The organism is Nocardioides sp. YJ-D4 (genome assembly GCF_054031495.1).
On sequence record NZ_CM132932.1, the window covers coordinates 3659844 to 3679451 of the forward strand.

The 19608-nt window shown below is 68.9% G+C and carries 18 protein-coding genes; 10 read left to right on the forward strand and 8 right to left on the reverse strand.

The features are described 5' to 3' along the window. Positions 1–83 precede the first annotated feature (83 nt). The 6 genes from ACW14X_RS17450 to ACW14X_RS17475 all read right to left on the reverse strand — a co-directional run bounded on the left by ACW14X_RS17450 (position 84) and on the right by ACW14X_RS17475 (position 6262). Positions 84–935, reverse strand: a complete 852-nt coding sequence (locus ACW14X_RS17450) for a GTP-binding protein LepA (protein ID WP_457162801.1) — start codon at positions 933–935, stop codon at positions 84–86. Between the two features lie 204 nt (positions 936–1139). After that, on the reverse strand, positions 1140–2366 hold the full coding sequence (locus tag ACW14X_RS17455; protein ID WP_457162802.1) for a lytic transglycosylase domain-containing protein: 1227 nt from the start codon (positions 2364–2366) through the stop codon (positions 1140–1142). Between the two features lie 114 nt (positions 2367–2480). Continuing rightward, the gene (locus ACW14X_RS17460) at positions 2481–3473 is read right to left on the reverse strand and encodes an HAD family hydrolase (RefSeq protein WP_457162803.1); all 993 of its coding nucleotides are present in this window, start codon (positions 3471–3473) and stop codon (positions 2481–2483) included. Between the two features lie 33 nt (positions 3474–3506). Continuing rightward, a complete protein-coding gene (locus ACW14X_RS17465; RefSeq protein WP_160026628.1) occupies positions 3507–4724 on the reverse strand; it encodes a PucR family transcriptional regulator in 1218 nt (405 codons plus the stop codon). A 180-nt stretch (positions 4725–4904) separates the two neighbouring features. Continuing rightward, positions 4905–5546 (reverse strand): hypothetical protein, encoded by a 642-nt coding sequence (locus ACW14X_RS17470; protein WP_160026629.1) that lies wholly within the window; start codon positions 5544–5546, stop codon positions 4905–4907. A gap of 80 nt (positions 5547–5626) precedes the next feature. Continuing rightward, complete coding sequence (locus ACW14X_RS17475) at positions 5627–6262, reverse strand: hypothetical protein (protein ID WP_141801450.1); 636 nt, start codon at positions 6260–6262, stop codon at positions 5627–5629. Between the two features lie 284 nt (positions 6263–6546). On the opposite strand from ACW14X_RS17475, the gene ACW14X_RS17480 reads away from it, so the two are divergent. Continuing rightward, a complete protein-coding gene (locus ACW14X_RS17480; protein WP_160026630.1) occupies positions 6547–7509 on the forward strand; it encodes a hypothetical protein in 963 nt (320 codons plus the stop codon). 42 nt (positions 7510–7551) lie between these two features. Here the strand turns inward: ACW14X_RS17480 and ACW14X_RS17485 are convergent, their stop codons facing one another. Continuing rightward, positions 7552–8202: a hypothetical protein gene (locus ACW14X_RS17485; protein ID WP_457162804.1), complete on the reverse strand. Its 651-nt coding sequence runs from the start codon at positions 8200–8202 to the stop codon at positions 7552–7554. Between the two features lie 312 nt (positions 8203–8514). Between ACW14X_RS17485 and ACW14X_RS17490 the strand changes: the two genes are divergently transcribed. Together ACW14X_RS17490 and ACW14X_RS17495 are read left to right on the forward strand one after the other, a co-directional pair. Next, complete coding sequence (locus tag ACW14X_RS17490) at positions 8515–9816, forward strand: helix-turn-helix domain-containing protein (RefSeq protein ID WP_160026632.1); 1302 nt, start codon at positions 8515–8517, stop codon at positions 9814–9816. 10 nt (positions 9817–9826) lie between these two features. Next, a complete protein-coding gene (locus ACW14X_RS17495; RefSeq protein ID WP_160029393.1) occupies positions 9827–10762 on the forward strand; it encodes a pyridoxal-phosphate dependent enzyme in 936 nt (311 codons plus the stop codon). A gap of 3 nt (positions 10763–10765) precedes the next feature. Here ACW14X_RS17495 and ACW14X_RS17500 read toward each other — a convergent pair whose 3' ends face one another. Beyond that, a complete protein-coding gene (locus tag ACW14X_RS17500) occupies positions 10766–11518 on the reverse strand; it encodes a hypothetical protein (protein ID WP_160026633.1) in 753 nt (250 codons plus the stop codon). A 253-nt stretch (positions 11519–11771) separates the two neighbouring features. Between ACW14X_RS17500 and ACW14X_RS17505 the strand changes: the two genes are divergently transcribed. From ACW14X_RS17505 to ACW14X_RS17535, 7 genes are all read left to right on the forward strand, one after another. Next, positions 11772–12503 (forward strand): TetR/AcrR family transcriptional regulator, encoded by a 732-nt coding sequence (locus ACW14X_RS17505; protein ID WP_201451204.1) that lies wholly within the window; start codon positions 11772–11774, stop codon positions 12501–12503. Positions 12504–12649: 146 nt separating this feature from the next. Then, positions 12650–14419: an ABC transporter permease gene (locus ACW14X_RS17510; protein WP_457162805.1), complete on the forward strand. Its 1770-nt coding sequence runs from the start codon at positions 12650–12652 to the stop codon at positions 14417–14419. A 1-nt stretch (position 14420) separates the two neighbouring features. Then, positions 14421–15263, forward strand: a complete 843-nt coding sequence (locus tag ACW14X_RS17515) for an MlaE family ABC transporter permease (RefSeq protein WP_160026635.1) — start codon at positions 14421–14423, stop codon at positions 15261–15263. Then, positions 15260–16540 (forward strand): MCE family protein, encoded by a 1281-nt coding sequence (locus ACW14X_RS17520; RefSeq protein ID WP_457162806.1) that lies wholly within the window; start codon positions 15260–15262, stop codon positions 16538–16540. The genes ACW14X_RS17515 and ACW14X_RS17520 overlap by 4 nt, the downstream gene beginning before the upstream one ends. Next, a complete protein-coding gene (locus ACW14X_RS17525) occupies positions 16537–17568 on the forward strand; it encodes an MCE family protein (protein WP_160026637.1) in 1032 nt (343 codons plus the stop codon). The genes ACW14X_RS17520 and ACW14X_RS17525 overlap by 4 nt, the downstream gene beginning before the upstream one ends. Then, positions 17568–18581 (forward strand): MCE family protein, encoded by a 1014-nt coding sequence (locus ACW14X_RS17530; protein WP_457162807.1) that lies wholly within the window; start codon positions 17568–17570, stop codon positions 18579–18581. Before ACW14X_RS17525 ends, ACW14X_RS17530 begins: the two co-directional genes overlap by 1 nt. Then, positions 18578–19606 carry an MCE family protein gene (locus tag ACW14X_RS17535; protein WP_160026639.1) on the forward strand — a complete coding sequence of 343 codons (1029 nt, stop codon included), beginning with the start codon at positions 18578–18580 and terminating at the stop codon, positions 19604–19606. Before ACW14X_RS17530 ends, ACW14X_RS17535 begins: the two co-directional genes overlap by 4 nt. Positions 19607–19608: the final 2 nt, after the last annotated feature.

A 19608-nucleotide genomic window follows, 5' to 3' on the forward strand; every position in this document is an offset into this window, starting at 1 on the left:
CCGAGGTGACTCGGTGTATGCGCGCTTCCTTCGTGGAGTTCCACGAAGTCGGTGACCGCTGACCGAGTTACCTCGGTGAGCATTCAGGCAGCCGCGCGCACCCGAGCTGCTTCGACGGCCTCACGGAAGGCGCGGGTGACGTAGTCGGGGACCGGGAGGCCGCGGTCGCGGGCCCAGAGGAGCTCCTGCTCGACCCTGGCCACGTCGGCGGCGAGGTCGCGGCCCTCGTGGTCGACGCCGAGGGTCTCCATGACGTCGCCGAAGTCGGCGAGCTGGGTGACGTTGTTGACCCCGACGGGGGCGAAGGAGATCCGGCGCATGCGTCTGACCAGCCACTTCTGCCAGGCGGCGAGCGTGGCCCAGTGGGCGCGGGCGGAGAGCTGGTAGAAGGCGTAGTGGCCCGGCTCCTGGCGCTTGATCGGTGCGATGACGGTATCGGCGACGGCGTGCTCGCCGGTCTCGATGACCCCGTCGTGGAGCAGGTTGTAGGCGATCACCGCGGAGCGTTCGGTGGCCATGCCGGTCAGGTAGTAGAGCATCCGGCAGACGTCCTGGAACGGCTCCAGGTGAGCCAGCAGGCCGAGCACCTTCAGCTTCAGGCCGACGTGGTCCAGATCGGTGGTCGCCGGCGGGCGCCCGAGGATCTGCTGGAGCCGGTCGAGGATCAGTCCGTGCTGGATCTCCTGGGGCTGCCACACCTCGGCGTAGAACTGCTTGTCGACCTCGGGTGGGTTGGGGAGCATGGTCGAGATCTCGAGTACGTTGCGGTCGACCTCGAGCTCGACCCGCGCCATGTAGTCGAGCACATGGCCGAAGCGGGCGCCGAAGCCGGCCGGGTCGTTCACGGTGAAGTCGACCGAGTCCATCGGGATCGGTGGGTGCTCCTCACCGAGGCGCGCGACATGAGCAACGAGACGTTCGGTATCGGTCGGCATCGGGGCGGCTCCTGGTGGGGGAGTCAAGCAGCTCTCCCAGTGTGCCCGCACGGGGCGGCGTTGTAACGCGATTTAACGTAACCGAGGGGTGTTGGCCCCGACACGTTCGCCGGGGCTCCGGCGGCTCGACCAGCGGGGGAGGGCGGTGGTCGAGACGGGTGCGCGGGCGGAGGTGCCGAGGCCAACACGTCGGGGGACCGATTCTCAGGACGTGCTCGCTGTGGCCTCCGCGCCGGTCGACTCGTCGGCCGACTCGGTCGCGGCCGGAGTCTCGGTGGGCGTCTCGGTCGGAGCTTCGGTCGGCGTCTCGGTCGGGGTCTCGGTCGGAGTCGGATCCACCGTGGGCGTCTCGGTCGGCGTCTCGGTCGGCGTCTCCGTGGGCGTCTCGGTCGGTGACTCCGTGGGGGAGCCGGTCGGGTCCGGGCCCGAGGTGGGCGACGGGACGACGGATCCGTCATCGCCGGGAGAGCCCGACGGCGAGGGCGACGAGGGCGTGGTCGAGCCGCCGCCGGGCGTACCGGTGTCCGTCCCGCCCGAGGGCGAGCCGCCCGATCGCCGGGGCGGCTGGGCGCCGGGGGTGGCGCCGGAGAGCGGCTCGAGGTCGGAGGCGGAGGTGACCGGGATCTGCGCGGCCGGCAGGACGACGTCGGTCGGTGCCTCGAAGGTCCCGAGCCGATAGCCGGCGGCGATCTGCAGGACCGCCGAGACGTACGCCTCGCTGTGGTTGTAGCGCAGCACCGCCGAGCGCTGCCCGGCTGCGGTGGACAGGTCGGCGGAGCCGGAGCAGAGGTAGACCGCGGCGGCGAGCGCGGCGTCGTCGACGTCCTGCGGGTCGCGGCGTCCGTCGCCGTCGGCGTCGACCCCGACGTCGGACCAGGTCGACGGGATGAACTGCATCGGCCCGACCGCCCGGTCGTAGACGAGGTCGCGGTCGTAGGTGCCGCCGTCGGTGTCGAGGATGCGCGCGGTCGCGCCGGCGCCGGTGAGAGGTACGCCGAAAATTCCCGGCGTCGCGACCCCGGAAGCGGACAGCGTGTTACCCCCGGCGCGGCCGTGGTCGGACTCGACCCGTCCGATGGCGGCGATCAGCGACCAGTCGAGACGACAGTCCGGGTCGGCGTCGGCGAGCACCGTCGCGGCCCGCTGGTAGGCGGAGAGCGCGGTCTCGGGGATGACTCCGGCGGCCGCCTCGGCGGCGAAACCGGCGGGCTTGGCCGCGAGGGTGGGGCTGACCTGGGGGACGGGCTTGACGGCGGAGACGCTTACCGGCGGCAGCAGCTCCTGGGCCGGCACCTCGACCGGCGCCTGACGCACGCTGGCCGCGGCGTCGACGGGCCGGCCCTCCTGGATGGCATGGATCGTCCACGCGGCGGTGGCGGCGGCGACGGGCAGCGCAGCTGCCTTCAACAGCAGACCGGGTCGTGGGGTCATCCTCGGTCACATCCTCGGGTCGGGCGGGGTGGGTCGATGCCACCGATCCAGCCATCATGTGAGCCCCGCCACAACGAGTGGAGTGCGATCCGGGCCGAGAATCCCGGAAACTACTCACGCACGTGACAAGTTTCCGGACCTCGTCACCGCGATCGTCCCGGCCGCTGCCGCGGTCACCAGGCAGAGCAGCGCGCACCCCGCGGCGAGCAGGATCGAGCCGGCGCCCAGGATCGTCAGCACCGCCCCGGCCACCGCCGGCGCCGGTGCGACGGGCCCGGCCCAGCGACGACCCAGGACGACCCCGCGGCCGAGCGAGATCAGCTCGGCGACGCGCCGGACGTCGAGATCGGTCAGCCGCACGCCTGAACTCCCGCCCACGGCCAGGTCGGCCACCGCCTGGGCCTCGGCGTCCTCCGGGCGAGCGCTCACGAAGGCCACCACCTGCCCCTGCTCCTGCAGTTCGGCGACGAGCCGCTCCCGCTTCTCGGGGGCGATCTCGGGGTGCCATCGCTCGATCCCACAGGTCTCGGCCAGCTCCTCGGTCTCGCGGGAGCCGTCGTCGGAGACCAGCACCGGTGTCACCCCCGCGGACGTCAGCCGTGACACCGACGCCCCGGCATCCTTGCGCGGCTCGTCGCCGACCACGAGATAGCCCAGCGGTCGCCCGTCGAGCTCGACGCCGAGCACGGTGCCGCGGTCGGTGCGCTCGGCCATGCCGACCCAGGACGGCCGCCCGACGCGTACGGGATGTCGGTCCACCGACCCCCGCACCCCCGTTCCGGGAACGACCTCGAAGTCAGTGACCTTGCCTCGCGGCGAGAGCCGGGCGACCGCGCGGGCGAGCGGGCCCTCGGCCTCGTGCTCCAACGCTCCCGCGAACCAGCGCAGGTTGCGCAGATGATCTGGATCGAGGGGTTCGACGGTGGTCACCACGAGGCGCCCGGTGGTCACCGTCCCCCACCGGTCGAGCACCACGGTGTCCACCCGGGCAGCGACCGCCCACGAGGACCGCGGCACCGACTCGATCCCGCGCCGTCGCCCAGCCCAGCCCGCGACGACGTGCGGGAACACCGCCCCCAGGACGTACGCAGCGACAGCACCAGCCACGAGAACGATCACTTCCACCATGAGCGACCCAGGTCAGCCGGTCTGCTGCTGGTAGCGGTCGAAGTCGCTCTGGTCGCCGGCGACCCACAGCGGCACGCTCGCCTTCAGCAACAGCAGGAGCTGGGTCACGAACTCGGGGTCGCGCAGGGACTCCCCGAAGAGCTCGTTGATCCGCTTCCAGCGGTAGCGGATGGTCTGCGGGTGCACGCCGAGGACCGCCGCGATCGCCGGCGCGCTCTCCCGGGTCTCGAGCCAGACCAGCAGGGTCTCGGTGAGGATCTCGCGGGAGTTGGCCGACTCGGCCAGCAGGGGTTCGAGCAGCTCCTGGGCGAGCTGGCGGCGCATCACCGGCTCGGCGTGGAGCCAGATCTCGGTGCGGTAGGCGAGGCAGTCGATGACCGGCTTGGCCGGGATCACCCGGGCGTTGACCAGCGCCAGGGCTCGGTTGGCCCAGCGCCAGGCGGCGGGTACGTCCCCGGGCGGCACCGGCCAGCAGACCGAGACTCGCGCCTTGGGTGCTGCGGCCCGCACCTGCTTGGTCACCGACTCGGTGTCGTGAGGAGGGCACATCACCACCTGGGTCGGCGCGCGGCGGCGGGTGAGAGCGGTGGCCGAGAGGGCGTCGGAGGGGATCCGGTCTCCATCACGGAGCTCGACCGCCATCACGGTCACCTTTTCCGGCAGCGCCCAGTCGCCCAGCGCCGCCTGCACCTCGATCTCGTCGGCGGAGGCCCCGGACAGCATCCGGTCGATCAGCCGTGCCCGGGCGACGTCGTTGTCCTGGTCCCGAGCCTCGGTGCCGGCCTCGAAACCCTTGCTGACCTGCGAGGTCAGGTGCTCGACGTACGACGTCATCATCTCGTTGAGCGCGTTCAGTGCAGCGGCGGAGAGCTCGTTCTCGACCGCCCGGCGGCGCAGCTCGTCCCAGAGCTCGGTGGTGGCCATGTGGATGCCCTGGTCGACGATGGCCCGGTCCTGGCCCAGCGCGGCGACCTTGAAGCCGACCTTGCGGAAGTGGTCGTCGATCGCGATGTAGGGCGCCGAACGCCCGAGACCCAGGTCGATGAAGTGCGACATCGCGCCGTGCACAGCGGTGAAGATGAGCTCCTCGAAGCCCTCGGTCTCAGCCGGGAGCCCCTCGCGAAGGTGGCCGGTGATCTTGCGCGCGATCGGCCGCACCTCGCCCTCGAGGCTCTTCAGCATCCACACGGCGGAACCGGGAAGTCCGGGGGACTGGTGGGTCTGCGTCATCTCGTGCTCCGTCGCACGTCAAACTCCTTCGTCCAACATGCCCGAGAAGGTATCGACCACCATGGCACGTCTTTGCTTGGCGTGCCCCCGAAATTCGGTACGTCTGTGCCGTTGGGTGGCCGGATGGGCAGAGCCCGCCGGGGGCCGTGTGGCCACCCGGCGGACTCGGAGAGGGAGAGCTCAGCCCTGGCGCGGATTGGTGAGGTTGAGCTCGATGGTGTTCCCGTCGCCGGGAACGAGGGCATTGACCAGCCAGGTGTTGAGGCCGCAGTTCTGGAAGTCGCCGATCGAGTACGTCCCGGTGAGCCGCCCGCCGGTGAAGACCCCGAACCGTTCGCCCTCGGGCGTGGCCACGGGGATGGCCACCGGCTCGACGGTGCGGCAGAACGGGCCGGAGAAGGTCGGGAAGCCCACGACCTTGATGTTGGTGAGACGTACGTTGTAGTAGGAGGTGGCCTCGACATAGCTGCCGCCGCCTTCGGGATGGGGCTTGAGCGTGCCGGTGGTGGGGGCGGCCTCCTCGAAGCTGACGTCGGCGCTCATCGGGATGAACCCCGCCGCCTTGAACTCGGTCCGGGCGCCGGGAAGCGCGAGCGAGCCGGTGAACGCGCCGGTCGTGGTCTCCAGCGTGGTGTCCAGGACGGCCGGGCCGACCGGGAGCTGCGACCCCGTCGAGGCGACGACGGTGGTGCCGTTGGCGTCGTAGAGGATGTCGAGAGGTGCGGCGTGGGCGGGTGCGGCCGTGGCGGCGGCGAGCAGCGTCGCTGCGGCCGGGACGGCGAGCAGACCGAGCCGGCGCTTCATGAGTGTCGAGAGAGACATGACGGGGCTCCTTCGGGATGGTGAACATGTGCCACATGACGACGGTGCGCCCATCGGACGCACCGTCATCGATCGTTGATTCAGCTGAGGTTGATCGCGCCGTCAGGGGAGGTAATGGCGTAGGTTCCGGAGAAGCTGGCGGCCTCGCCGACGGTGATGGTGCCCAGGCAGTCTCCGGCGACGCTCGTGACCGTGAGGCTGCTATCAGCGCCGGTTTCAGCGATGACGAGCCTCTGGGTGCCCTCGTTGAAGCTCCCGTCCACGTTTCCGCCGACCGTGAAGTCGCACAGCCCGGTGCCGGACGAGTCGGCGACGTGGGCGCTGACACCGGTGATCTTGCCGGCGATCACGTCGGTCGAGCCCGCGGTGGCCGAGCCGGTCGGGTTGAGGGACCAGGAACCACTGTGAGTGACCGTGAGCGGGGTGCCGAACTGCTCGGTGCATCCGCTCCACCCTGTGGACGCGATGGTGGCGACCGTGGTCAGCCCGGTTCCGCTCTGCACGGTCCCGGATGCGCTGGCCGACGTGCAGCTCATCGTGTTCAGTGCGGTCGCGAAGTTGATCCCGCCCACCGAGGCTGCGGTGAACGGATGGCTCCCGGCGGTCGAGCTCCCGCCGACGGAGACGGTGTACGGGGGCGCGGCGCTTGCCATCGCCGGGGTCGCAAGGGTGAGAGCGGCTGCCGCCGCGCCCACGAGAAGGATCTTCTTAGCCATCGAACGATGTCCCTTCGGATCAGAGGAGACCAGGTGTCCCCGCTTCGGCCATTCATCCCCGTGGCGGGCCGGCTGTCGACGGCCAACGGCGTGAATGGGCGAAAACGGGCCCCAGGATGTCGCGTACACGACATCGCACCGGCCGCTCGACGCCGGAGTTGTCATGGCGATGACAAAATGTGCGGGCGCCTGAAGCGAACCCTCTGATCCTGGTTGCGGCGCGAACCCGGCGGGATCATGGTCGTTGCATGCGGCGAACGAGGAGACACGTCACGGCGGCGGCGATGCTGGCTGTGGTCGCCTTCATCATGATTGGCACTGGCAGCAGCCGTGCCGACGAGGGGCCCTATCCTGGATTGCCCGCGCCAGAAGTTCACCCGGCACCGGTCGTGCACCGTTCTTGGGGTGGAGCGGCGATGGGATCGGCGGCCAAGGCAGAGACTGCCCAGCAGTGGATCCGTACGCCCTTGATGACCTCTGCTTTCGACTTCTACAGCGGGGTCGTGGACAACCCGGACCCGTCGCGCTATATCCGCTGCACGGTCGCCGGCGCGAACGTATACCTCGTCGCGGAGGCCGGGGCGCCGCACAACTACGGGATCAGCCGTGAGGTGACGATTCGTACCGTCGCGTTCGGCGCTATCCCAGTAGAGGCGAGAGTGCGGCTGGAGCAAGCTCGTGATGGTGGTCTGCCACGGCCCATCGAGATCGAGAACTTGACCTGCACAGTCGACGGCGGGGCCGAGGTGCCCGACAGCGAGGTCGACGCCGAGCTTCACACGCGAATCACCTCACTCGTAGTCGACGGTGTCGCGATGCGGCTCTCAGGCACCTGTCGCACCACAGTGCCTGGCAAGATTCAGCTGCACGGAAATGGATACCGGTATGGCGTGGTCGACGGCGTGATCGTCCCTCAGCCGCCGCAGCCGTTCTGGGAGAACGGCCACTTCAACCTCAGCGTTGGTGGCGAGCTGACCGGCACGATCGACGTGCCGCCATTTGACGGATGTGTCACGGCTGGTGGTGACGACCTGTCCGCGCTGCTCACCGCGACGGTCTCAGGATCGGGCTACGCCATCCGCACCCATCAGGGAGGTGCCTTCGGTTGCACGAAGAAGAACCCTGCAGGAGGCAATCTGCCGCCTGGTCCAGGCGAGGCGACGGTTGAGTCGGTGCCGTGCAACCCCGGGACCGCGGCGGTCCCCTTGATCCCGCCGGCACTGGAGATACCTGAGGGCGACCGGTGACGACGCCCGATCGTCACCACCGGTCACCTCGTCGGTGTGGAGTCAGCTGATGTTCAGTGGGCCGTCCGGGATGCTGAGGGACAAGGAGACCTGAAGGTCAACCGGGTCACCTAGCGCGAACATGCCGAGGCAGTCGCCAGAGACGTTCTCTACGGAGAGACTGCCGTCGAAGCCTGCCTCGACGATCGCGAGGCGTTGCGTGGTCTCATCGAAGGTCGCATCCGCGCTGCCGGTGAACCAGAAGTCGCACAGGCCGGTGCCAGGGCTGTCGACGATGTGGAGACTGACGTTGGAGACTGTGCCGGAGAGTGTGTCGGTCCGGGCGGCAGTCGCTGTCGGGTCTTGGCTGGTGAACCTCCACTCTCCGACCTGGGTGAAGTCCAGTGGAGTGCCGAGCTGCTCGGTGCATCCGGTCCAAGCGCCACCCTCGATGGTGAAGGGGTGGTCCGCGGGGGTATTGCCGGTGTAGCTTCCGCTCATCGCGGTTCCGCTGTGTGCCTGTCCCGTCCCACTGATGGAGAAGCAATTCCCCGCGACGAGAGGCGTGAAGAAGTTGATGCCGCCGACGTCCGCGGCGCTGAGGGCGTGGTCGCCCAGCACCGTGCTACCGCCGACGGCGACGTCGTACGGCGGAGTGGCCTGGGCTGCGGCGGGGGTGACGAGGATGAGGCTGGCTGCTGCTGCGCCGATCACCGGAAGCTTCTTCATGGGTGGTGCCCTTTCGGGTGGATGAGATCGAGCTCCCTTCATCTCGCAGGTCGACGCTCATTTCCATGGGGTGACGGCCGAGACCGACAGATCGGCCGCGCGGATGTCGCGCACGCGACATCCGCGGCTCGAATTTGTCATGCACGTGATAATTCAGGGCCCTCTGCATGCCGATTGGGTCTTCCAGCACTGGCTGATCGGCTCGGTTTCCTCTGTGATGAGCGTCACTGAGTGCGCCGGCTTGACGAAGCACAGTGCTCCCGCGGGCCGGGGATCGAGGGGAGAAGTCGTAGATCCATGAGTCCGACGCAGAGCCAGACGACGACCACCGGAACGCCTGTCCCGCACCCACGACTGCCACGCCGAAGCGCCTCGCGGCAGCTCGCCGAGAAGATCCATGCCCCGCAGGTCTCGCCCGCGGAGTGCGCGGTCATCCGCAGGGTCGGCCGCAGGCTGGTCCCGCAGATCACCGACGAGATCCTGCGCCAGGTCGCCGCCTACTCCCGCCATCCCACCCAGAGGCGTCGCGACCTGATCACCAAGGCCGTCGCCAGTGCCGTGGAGCTCTATGCCGACGTGGTCGAGAACATCCCGTCCGACCCGGAGACGGTGTCGGCGATGTACTTCGGGATGGGCAGGGGGGAGGCGCTGGCCGAGCGGAGCCTCGACGGGTTCAGGGCAGCCGTCGACGTGGCCACCCACCGAGCGGCCGAGGCGATCCGTCACGAGGCCGAGGGGTTGGTTCCCGACGACGTACGCGGGACGCTGTGCGGCTCGCTCCTCGCCTACATGGGCATCCTGCTCGACGACGTCGCCCGCGGGTACGCCGCCGGGGTCCGTGACCGCGAGGCGGATCCGAGCTGGATCCGGCGCCGGCTCGTCCGCGGTCTCGCTGGAGCGGCGGACGCCGAGGTGATCGCTGGTCTCGCCGCGCGCGTCGGCTGGCAGCTGCCGTCGGCGGTGGTGGTCTGCTCGGTCGACACCATCGTGCCGCTGGACGCCGTCGAGCGCTCCGGCGGTCACTCCGTCGAGCTGCCCGACGGGTGCGCGTGGGACACCGCCGGGCGGCGTGCTTTGGTGGTCACCGACCCGGCGGACGCCGAGGCCGTCGGCGCGGTGATGCGGGGGTGGCCACGTACCGGCCCGGTCTTCGTGACCGTGCCGGTGCCGCTGGCCGATGTGCCGGCCGCGATCCGCTGGACCGAGCGCGCCCGGGAACTCGTCGAGTCCGGGGTGATCCCCGCGGACCCGGTGGTGTGCTGCGCCGACCACCACGTCGCCCTGCTGCTCAACGCCGACCCCGCCCTCACGCGCTGGGAGGCGAGCGAAGCCCTCGCGCCGCTGGAGGCGTTCAAGGACGAGCACCGGCGGGCGATGCTGCGTACGCTGCGGCTCTGGTTGCTCACCGGAGCGAACGCTCCGGCGCTGGCCGCGGAGCTCGGCATCCACGAGCACACGGTCCGCAACCACAAGCTCCGGCTGCGAGCCGCCTTCGGCAGCCGCCTCCAGGACCCCGAGTTCGTCACCCTGCTCCTCTTCGCCCTCGGCGCAGGCGAGAACCCCGCGCTGGACTGGGTCGAGCTCGAGCGCTGCGGCTGAGTTCATGGAGATGGCCGACCTGCAGGCCTGTCATGCTGGCGGGGTGGAGGATCGGCTGATCGCAGAGCTTCGGTTGCCGTCGCCGGTTGTCGAGATCGACGACGACCGGCTCACGGCGGCGGGCGTGCGGGTCCTGCTCAAACGCGAGGATCTGATCCACCCGGAGATCCCCGGGAACAAGTGGCGCAAGCTGAAGTACAACATTGCGACTGCCCGGGAGCTCGGGTTCGAGACCCTGCTGACGTTTGGTGGGGCGTACTCGAACCACATCAGAGCAACTGCCGCGGTGGGTGCCCACTTCGGGTTCAGGTCGATCGGGGTCATCCGGGGTGAAGAGCATCTGCCGTTGAATCCATCGCTTCGGTACGCGGTCTCGCGCGGGATGCGACTGGCGTATCTCGATCGCGTGTCCTACCGGGCGAAGACGTCGGATGCGGTGACCGAGGCGTTGCATCGGGAGTTCGGTGAGTTCTATCTGATCCCGGAAGGTGGCAGCAACGCCGAGGCGGTACGTGGGTGCGCGGAGCTCGCTGAGGAGCTCGACGACTCCGTCGACGTCGTGTTCTGTGCGGTGGGAACCGGCGGGACACTCGCTGGCGTGGCCGCGGGCGCGGCGCCCGGTCAGGTGACGGTGGGGGTTCCGGTTCTGAAGGGTGGCGCGTTCCTCGAGGACGACATCGTTCGGCTACAGGAGCAGGTGTACGGCGCTCGGAGCGGTTCGTGGCGACTGGAGTGCGACTACCACTTCGGTGGCTATGCGAAGCGCACCCCCGAGCTGGATGACTTCATCGTTGACTTCGAGCAGCGCCACGGCTTGCGACTGGACTGGGTGTACGAGGCCAAGATGATGTACGCGCTCTTCGATCAGGTGCTCGGCGGCCAGTTCCGTCGTGGCACGACGATCGTGGCGCTGATCTGCGGGTCGGGCGAGGAGCCAGAGGCCTGAGACTCAGTCTTCGAGCCACTCGAGATGCCAGTCTCCTGAGTTGACGACGAAGTCCTTGCCGAAGCCGAGCCAGCGGCCGCTCATCGTGTGCGCATGTGGGCTGATGACCAACTGGATCGTGCCGTGGTAGACCGCCCCGCGGTAGTACCCGGTGGCCGTGGTTCGCTCGGTCCAGGTGCCGGTGGCGATGGCACCTCTGACGCTCAGGTCGAGTGAGAGTCGCGAATCGCTGGTGGGATCGGTCGCAGCGTGAAGCCGGCTTCCCGTCTGATGAAGTCGGATCCTGTGTTCGCTGTTCATGTTCGTGGCACGGCTATCGGAGAAGTAGCTGTATCGAGAGAGCCAGAGTCCTGAGAGGTTGCCGCTGGCAGCTCGGGCTGTGTCCAGGTGAGAGTGGTCGCCGAGGTCTACGACCAGGTCGGCGACAGCGCATTGGTACATCTCGGCCAGCCTGGCGAGAACAATCAGGGACGGTGCGTAGCCGGTCGGCGCAGGCCATTGCTCCCAGTAGGAGAAGTTCTTGAAGGTCTTCGGATCCTCGGGCCAGCGTTGGTTCCACTGATCGGCGGCGTCGCGTTGGCTCCAATCGCGAGCAAGGCGGAGTGCGACGCGTCGGTTCACGCCGTATCTGTCGGCGAACGCATCGGCGACTTCGACCCAGGTCGACCCCTGTGCGCGTAGCTCAGCAGACCACTCTCGGCGTTCCCTGCGTTGACTGGTTGCCTTCGGGGGACGCGCGTTGGCGTCGGTGCTCATACGCGCATCGTGTCACAACCTCCCCGTTGCACAGGGAGATCTCGGCCGGATGATCACTGGTTCTCCCGGTGGTTCCAACCTGTCTCGGGCGACAGAGTGGGGCTCACGGCCGGGTCGGTGGGAACGCCGAGTGTGCAACGGGTGGACGTGCAGTTCTTGCGTCCTGCCGCCTCGGCCGATCCAGTGGTGTTCGAGCGGAGGACCGGGACGTGGACATGCAGACCCCGCGGGCTAGCACTCCGGGAGCCAGTCGATGACGGCCCGCCGTACGAGCCCCGGGCGTCCGCGTCACGTACCCAGCACCAGCGCGGCATCGCCGCGCGACCAAGTGCTCGATGCGGCGGCGGAGCTCTTTGTGACCAGGGGTTTCGCGGCGACGTCGACGCGGGAGATCGCGGAGCGGGTCGGGATCCGGCAGGCGAGTCTCTACTACCACTTCGCCGGGAAGGACGCGATCCTCGCTGAACTGCTGCAGCGCTCCGTACGTCCCACGGTGGACAAGGTTGCCAGGATCGAGGCGCTCGTCCCGCCTGAGACCCACGAGACCGCTCTCTACCTGCTCGCGCTGGTCGACGTACGTACGCTGGCCGAGGCGTCTCACAACGTCGGCATCCTCTACCGCCAGTCCGATGTGACCAGTAGCGAGGTCTACACCGAGTTCGACCATGCCCGCCAAGAACTCGTCGACGCGTACGGCCGCCTCGGCCTCCAGGTCGCCTCGTCCAACGTCACTTCTGACTTCGAAACCCGAGAGCTCGGCGAGATGCTGATGCACTCGGCCGAGATCGTCACCACCATCCGCAACGCCGGGCTGACGATGACTCTCAAACGGGCGAACCGCGTCGCTGCAGCGACGCTGAGGATGTGTGAGGTTCCTGAGGAGACCATCGCCATCGCAGCCGCGGCGGCGGTCGACCTGGTTGCGGAGATCGTGGAGACGAACGAATTTTCGTTCGTCCGCGAGACCGCCCTCCCGACACTCTGACCACTGGGCCGCCCGATTTGTCATGCGCGTGACAAAACACGGCCCGCATTTGTCGGGCGGCTCGATTTCCTCTCCCGTGTGACCGGTGCCACACGTACCGTCCGGGTCGAAGCACACCCCACAACGGCAGATCAGGAGGTCCCGCGATGGGCGGAACCGTGGAGGTCACCGGGCTCACCAAGAGCTTCGGGTCCCAGAACATCTGGAGCGACGTGACCCTCACGCTGCCCCAGGGCGAGATCACCGCACTGCTGGGGCCCTCGGGCACCGGCAAGTCGGTGTTCCTGAAGTCGCTGATGGGGCTGCTGCGGCCGGAGGCCGGGGTCTGCCTGGTCGACGGGGTCGACATGGTCAAGGCACGGGAGTCCCAGCGGCAGGAGCTGCGCAAGCGGTTCGGGGTGCTCTTCCAGGACGGTGCGCTCTTCGGCTCGATGAGCGTCTTCGACAACGTCGCCTTCCCGCTGCGGGCGCACACCAGGAAGCGCGAGTCGGAGATCCGGCAGATCACCAACGACAAGCTCGACCTGGTCGGGCTGATGGGGCAGGAGCACAAGCTGCCCGGCGAGATCTCCGGCGGGATGCGCAAGCGCGCCGGCCTGGCCCGCTCGCTGGTCACCGAGCCCTCGATCATCCTGTGCGACGAGCCCGACTCGGGGCTCGACCCGGTGCGTACGGCCAACCTCGCCCAGCTGCTGGTCGACGTCAACGCGGCCACCGACGCGACGATGCTGGTGGTCACCCACAACATCGAGCTGGCACGTACGCTGCCGGACAACCTCGGCATGCTCTACCGCCGGCGGCTGGTGATGTACGGCCCGCGCGAGGAGTTTCTGCTCACCGACCACCCGGTCGTCTCCCAGTTCATGAGCGGCGACCCGATCGGGCCGATCGGGATGAGCGAGGAGACCGACCACGGCGTCAACGACGACTACGTCGAGGGCGAGACCTACTACCCGTCCGGAGGCGTGGCGACCGTACGCGCCGGCGCCCGCGCCATCGAGGTGCTGCCGCGCCAGCTCGCCCCGGCCAGCGGCGCACCCCGCGAGGGTGCCTCGCGGCACGCGGACCGGGTGGCGAGCGGAGCCGCAACGCTCTACACCGCCGATGACGACGAGGTCGACCGAGCCCCTGCCGCCGTCCGGACGAAGGATCCGGTCAGCCGGGGGCTCGACCAGGTCGGGGCGCTCTTCGCGCTGGGCCTGGACACCTTCCGGGCGGCCTTCCGGCGGCCGTTCGCGGCCCGCGAGCTGCTCGACCAGTTCTGGTTCGTCACCTCGGTCTCCTGGATCCCGGCGATGCTGGTCGCGATCCCGTTCGGAGCGGTGATCGCGCTGCAGCTCGGCACGCTGACGGTGCAGATCGGGGCGCAGTCGTTCACCGGCGCCGCCTCGGTGCTCGCCGTCGTGCAGCAGGCGGCGCCGATCGTGACCTCGCTGGTCATCGCAGGGGCGGGCGGAGCGGCGATCTGCGCCGACCTGGGATCCCGGACGATCCGCGACGAGATCGACGCGATGCGGGTGATCGCGGTCGACCCGATCCAGGCGCTCGTGGTGCCACGCGTGCTCGCCTGCGTGCTCGCGGCGGTGCTGCTCAACGGCCTGGTCTCGGTGGTCGGTGTGCTCGGTGGCTACTTCTTCAACGTCATCATCCAGGGCGGGACCCCCGGGGCGTACCTCTCCTCCTTCACCGCGCTCGCCCAGCTCTCCGACCTGTGGGTGGGCGAGCTCAAGGCGGTGCTCTTCGGGCTCATCGCCGGACTCGTCGCCGCCTACCAGGGGCTCAACACCAAGCCCGGGCCGAAGGGGGTGGGGGAGGCGGTCAACCAGTCGGTCGTCGTCACCTTCCTGCTCCTCTTCTTCGTCAACTTCGTGATCACCACGCTCTACCTCGAGCTCGTGCCCGGGAAGGGGGCCTGAGATGGCGACGGTCGATGTGGTCAAGAAGCGGTCGCGCCTGGACCGCTCGCTGGACGGGCTGGTGCAGTCCGGCCGAGACATCCGGTTCTACGGGAAGGTGCTGGTCGGGATCCCGTCGGCGATCCGGCACTACCCGCGCGAGATCCTCCGGATCCTCTCCGAGGTCTCCTTCGGCACCGGCGCGCTCGCGGTCATCGGCGGCACCATCGGGGTGATGACGGGGATGAGCATCTTCGTCGGCACTGTCGTCGGCATGCAGGGGTACGCAGCGCTCGACCAGATCGGCACCTCGACGCTCAACGGGTTCATCTCCGCCTACTTCAACACCCGCGAGATCGCGCCGCTGGTGGCGGCCCTGGCGATGTCCGCGACCGTCGGCGCCGGGTTCACCGCCCAGCTCGGCGCGATGCGGATCAACGAGGAGATCGACGCGGTCAAGGTGATGGGGCTGGGCACGATCCCTTACCTGGTCTCGACCCGCGTGGTCGCCGGCTTCGTGGCGATCATCCCGCTCTACGTCGTCGGGCTGCTGACCTCCTATGCGGGCTCGCGGATCGTGACGGTCTACTTCCATGGGCAGTCGGCCGGGACGTACGACCACTACTTCCAGCTCTTCCTGCCGCCCATCGACATCCTGCTGAGCTTCGGGAAGGTGCTGATCTTCTCGATCCTGATCATTCTGATCCACTGCCGGCTGGGCTTCTACGCCAGCGGCGGGCCGTCGGGGGTCGGGATCGCGGTCGGGCGCTCGGTGCGGCGGACCATCGTGGTCGTCGCGCTGCTCGACCTCGCCCTCTCGATGGCGATGTGGGGCGCCACCACGACGGTGAGGATCGCAGGATGACCCTCTCGAGGCTTCGCGACGCCTTCCTCGGCCTGTGCTACCTGGCCGTGGTCGCGGCGGTGGCGCTCGGCGCCTGGCTCGCCTACGACCAGACCTTCGTGGACCGCTCCGAGGTCACGCTGACCACCGGCCCCCTCGGCAACGCCCTCCAGGAGGGCTCCGACGTCAAGCTGCGTGGGGTGCCGGTCGGCACGGTCCGCACCGTCTCGGCCCGCGAGGGTGGCGCCGAGCTGACCCTGGCGCTGGAGCCCGGGGTCCTCTCCGACCTCTCGACCGACACCACCGCCAGGCTGCTGCCCAAGACGCTCTTCGGCGAGCGTTATGTGGCGCTCCAGCCGACGGCGGGAGGGGCGGAGCTGTCGGCCGGTGATGTCATCGAGCAGGACCGCTCCGACGAGGCGGTCGAGCTGGAGCAGGTCCTCGACGAGCTGCTCCCGGTGCTCAAGGCGATCCAGCCCCACAAGCTCAACGCGACGCTGAGCGAGCTGGCCACGATGCTGCGTGACAACGGCGACGACATCGGCGAGGTCTTCTCGGCGTGGGCGGACTACCTGAGGAAGCTCAACCCGCTGGTCCCGCAGATGGCCGACGACCTCGCCGCGCTCGGCCGGGTCGCGGGCCACTACGAGGAGGCGGCGCCGGATCTGCTGGACGCGCTGGACACCATGACGGTGACCGCGTCGACTCTGGTCGATCAACAGAAGCAGCTCGCCGACACGTTCCGGTCGGTGACCACGACGGCGGCCGACACCGACCGCTGGCTCGAGCGCAACCGGGAGACGATCGTGGTGCTCTCCGACACCTCGCGCGACGCGCTCCGCGCGGTCAGCCCGTACGCCTCCTCCTTCCCCTGCCTCTTCAGCGCCCTGCGCGACTACGCGCCGGTGATGGCCAAGAACCTCGGCAAGGGCACCGACGAGCCCGGCTTCCATGCGCTGGTCAGCGTCTCGGAGATCCGGCAGCCCTACCCCTCCGGCTACGTCCCGAAGCTGCGCACCGGCGGCCCCCGATGCCCGTACGTCACCGGCCAGACCGGCAGCCAGCCGGCCGTCACCGGGACGGCCGACACCGCCGAGCGGATCGAGGCACCACCGACGGACCGGGTGCGCACCTTCGGTGCGACCACGGGGCTCGGCGAGCAGAACTCCCCGGGCGAGAACCAGCTGATCGCCGAGGTGATGGCACCAGCGGAAGGCCTGGCACCTGATGAGTATCCGACCTGGTCGAGCCTGCTGCTCGGCCCGACCCTGCGAGGCACGGAGGTGATCGTCCGATGAGACTCAACAGTGGCGGCTCGGTCGCGGTGACGCTCACCAAGTCGGTGGTCTTCGCGCTGGTGACGGTCCTGGCGATGGCGGCGCTGGCGACGACGATCTCCAACGGATCGACCTCGTCGGGGCGTACGTTCACGGCGCTCTTCACCGACGTGACCAGCCTCAACAAGGGCGACGACGTGCGGATGGCGGGGGTGAAGATCGGCACCGTCCAGTCCATCGGGCTGCGCCACAACGACACCGCCGAGGTCGTCTTCACCGCGGCCGAGTCGGCGCCGATGGTCGAGGGGACCCGGGCGGAGCTGCGGTTCCGCAACCTGATCGGGCAGCGTTACATCGCACTGGAGCCGGGTGCTCCCGGCGGCGAGCCGCTGCGCGCCGGCTACACGTTCGAGCTCGACGAGACCCGGCCGGCGCTGGACCTGACGATGCTGTTCAACGGCTTCCAGCCGCTGTTCAAGTTCCTCGACCCGGAGGACGTCAACAACCTCAGCGCCCAGATCATCGCGGTCTTCCAGGGCGAGGGAGCGACGGTGGAGTCGCTGCTCTCCTCGACCGCCTCGCTGACCTCGACCCTCGCCGACCGCGACCAGGTGATCGGCGACCTGATCACCAACCTCAACTCGGTCCTCGAGGTGGTCAGCCAGCGCACCGGGATGCTCGACACCACCCTGGTGACGCTGCAGCGGCTGGTCTCCGGGCTGGCCGCCGACCGAGAGACGCTCGGCTCGACCATCGAGGGGATGGGCGAGCTCTCGCAGAGCGTCACCGGGCTGCTGGAGGAGGGCCGCGAGCCGCTGCGCGACTCGATCGACTCGCTCGGCGACGTCTCGGAGAACCTCGCCGAGAACGACGAGGCACTGACCACGTTCCTGACCACCATGCCGCAGAAGACCGACCAGATCGGCCGGATGGCCACCTACGGAGGCTGGCTCAACTTCTACATCTGCTCCATCGACGGGCGGATCCCGAAACCCGAGGGCTACTACGGCGACCTCGGTGTGGACTCGCCGGCAGGAAGGTGCCAATGATGGCCCGCTATCCGAAGTCGTTCGCCGAACGCAACAAGATCGTCATCGCCGTGGTCGGGATCCTGGCCATGACCGGCGTCTTCTTCGCCACCTTCTACGCCGAGGACCTCCCCGTCATCGGCGGCGGCGACACCTACGAGGCCTACTTCGCCGAGGCCGCCGGGATACGTCCCGGTGACGAGGCGCGGGTCGCCGGGGTGAAGGTCGGCGAGGTCTCCGAGCTCGAGCTCGAGGGCGACAAGGTGCTGATCAGGTTCCGGGCCAAGGACGTCTCGCTCGGCTCGCAGACCACCGCGTCGATCAAGGTGAAGACGCTGCTCGGACGCAAGTTCCTCGCCCTGGACCCGGGCGGCTCGGGCCGTCTCCGCGAGCCGATCCCGGTCTCCCGGACCACGACTCCCTACGACGTCAACGCCGCCTTCTCCGACCTCTCCACCACCGTCGGGGAGATCGACATGGCCCAGGTCGAGCAGTCGATGGACGCCCTCTCGGAGGTCTTCGAGGACACCCCCGAGGACGTACGCGGCATGGTCTCCGGTCTCACCCGGCTCTCCCGCACGATCTCCTCGCGGGACCAGGAGCTGGCCGAGCTGATGAGGACGACGACCGAGGTCACCGGCACCCTCGCTGAGCGCAACGAGGAGATCGGACTCCTGATCGAGGACGGCGACAAGCTGCTCGAGGAGCTCGCCGCCCGCCGCCAGGCGATCCACCAGATGCTCACCTACACCGACGACCTCGCCAAGCAGGTCACCGGCCTGGTCGAGGACAACCAGAAGCGCCTCCAGCCGGCCCTGAAGAAGCTCGACCAGGTCTCCGAGATCCTGCAGCGCAACCAGGACCACCTCGACAAGGCGCTCTCCCAGATCGGCGCCTACTACCGGGTGATCGGCGCCTCGATGAGCAACGGGCCCTGGATCGACGTCTACGGCTGCGGCCTCTTCGACGAGAACAACGCACCGGTGCTCGACAACGACGTGCAGCGTGACTGCAAGCCAGGAGGGACGAGATGAGACGGCTCATCGCCGGGCTCCTCGTGATCGCCGTCGTCGGCGCGATCGGGTGGGGTGCTGCGTACGGGATCCGGGAGGGGCGGAAGGGCACCACCTTCTCCGCGCTCTTCGAGGCCTCCATCGGCCTCTATCCCGGCTCCGACGTGCAGATTCTCGGCGTACCGGTCGGCGAGGTGACCGCGGTGACCCCGGCCGGCGAGCACGTGAAGGTCTCGATGATGCTCGACCCCGGCCAGACCGCCGCGGCCGACACCGAGGCCGTGATCGTCGCTCCGACGCTGGTCTCGGACCGCTTCGTCCAGCTCACCGAGCCGTACGTCGACGGGCCCGAGCTCCGCGACGGCACCGTCATCGAGGAGACCGCGGTGCCGGTGGAGATCGACGACCTCTACGCCTCGCTGACCGAGGCCGGCGACCAGCTCGGTCCCAACGGCGCGAACAAGAACGGTGCGCTCTCGCGGTTCCTGGAGGTGATGGCGGCCAACCTCGACGGGCAGGGCGCCGACATCAACCAGGTGATCCGGGAAGGAGCCGACGCGTCGGCCACCCTGGCCGACATCGACCAGGACTTCTTCGCCACCGTGGAGAACCTCGACACCTTCAACAAGACCCTGCTCGAGCACGACGACGGGGTCGAGGAGGCCAACCGCCGGTTCGCGCAGGTCACCGAGTATCTCGCCGAGGACCGCGACGACCTGGCCTCGGCGGTCAGCAACCTCGGCGAGGCGCTCGCGCTGCTGGAGTCGTTCATCAAGGACAACCGCGGCGAGATGCGCACGAGCGTCGAGAACCTGCAGGGGCCGACCCAGGTCCTCGTCGACCAGAACGAGTCGCTCGAGGAGGCGGTCGCCACGATCCCGCTGGTGCTGCAGAAGTACGTCAACGCCTACGACCCGGCGACCAACAGCCTCGTCGGCCGCACCAACCTGAACGAGCTGAGCGTCTGGTCCGGCGACGGCCTCACCGGCCAGACCTCCGAGGACGCGCCACCGGTCCTGCTTCCCGGTGTCGGAGAGGAGCAGTGATG

Coding starts and splice junctions, on each gene's coding strand:
- ACW14X_RS17500 (WP_160026633.1), bottom strand. CDS start 11,518: ATGAGCACCGACGCCAACGCGCGTCCCCCGAAGGCAACCAGTCAACGC.
- ACW14X_RS17475 (WP_141801450.1), bottom strand. CDS start 6,262: ATGGCTAAGAAGATCCTTCTCGTGGGCGCGGCGGCAGCCGCTCTCACC.
- ACW14X_RS17455 (WP_457162802.1), bottom strand. CDS start 2,366: ATGACCCCACGACCCGGTCTGCTGTTGAAGGCAGCTGCGCTGCCCGTC.
- ACW14X_RS17505 (WP_201451204.1), top strand. CDS start 11,772: ATGACGGCCCGCCGTACGAGCCCCGGGCGTCCGCGTCACGTACCCAGC.
- ACW14X_RS17525 (WP_160026637.1), top strand. CDS start 16,537: ATGAGACTCAACAGTGGCGGCTCGGTCGCGGTGACGCTCACCAAGTCG.
- ACW14X_RS17490 (WP_160026632.1), top strand. CDS start 8,515: ATGAGTCCGACGCAGAGCCAGACGACGACCACCGGAACGCCTGTCCCG.
- ACW14X_RS17495 (WP_160029393.1), top strand. CDS start 9,827: ATGGCCGACCTGCAGGCCTGTCATGCTGGCGGGGTGGAGGATCGGCTG.
- ACW14X_RS17450 (WP_457162801.1), bottom strand. CDS start 935: ATGCCGACCGATACCGAACGTCTCGTTGCTCATGTCGCGCGCCTCGGT.
- ACW14X_RS17535 (WP_160026639.1), top strand. CDS start 18,578: ATGAGACGGCTCATCGCCGGGCTCCTCGTGATCGCCGTCGTCGGCGCG.
- ACW14X_RS17470 (WP_160026629.1), bottom strand. CDS start 5,546: ATGTCTCTCTCGACACTCATGAAGCGCCGGCTCGGTCTGCTCGCCGTC.
- ACW14X_RS17530 (WP_457162807.1), top strand. CDS start 17,568: ATGGCCCGCTATCCGAAGTCGTTCGCCGAACGCAACAAGATCGTCATC.
- ACW14X_RS17480 (WP_160026630.1), top strand. CDS start 6,547: ATGCTGGCTGTGGTCGCCTTCATCATGATTGGCACTGGCAGCAGCCGT.
- ACW14X_RS17465 (WP_160026628.1), bottom strand. CDS start 4,724: ATGACGCAGACCCACCAGTCCCCCGGACTTCCCGGTTCCGCCGTGTGG.
- ACW14X_RS17520 (WP_457162806.1), top strand. CDS start 15,260: ATGACCCTCTCGAGGCTTCGCGACGCCTTCCTCGGCCTGTGCTACCTG.
- ACW14X_RS17515 (WP_160026635.1), top strand. CDS start 14,421: ATGGCGACGGTCGATGTGGTCAAGAAGCGGTCGCGCCTGGACCGCTCG.
- ACW14X_RS17510 (WP_457162805.1), top strand. CDS start 12,650: ATGGGCGGAACCGTGGAGGTCACCGGGCTCACCAAGAGCTTCGGGTCC.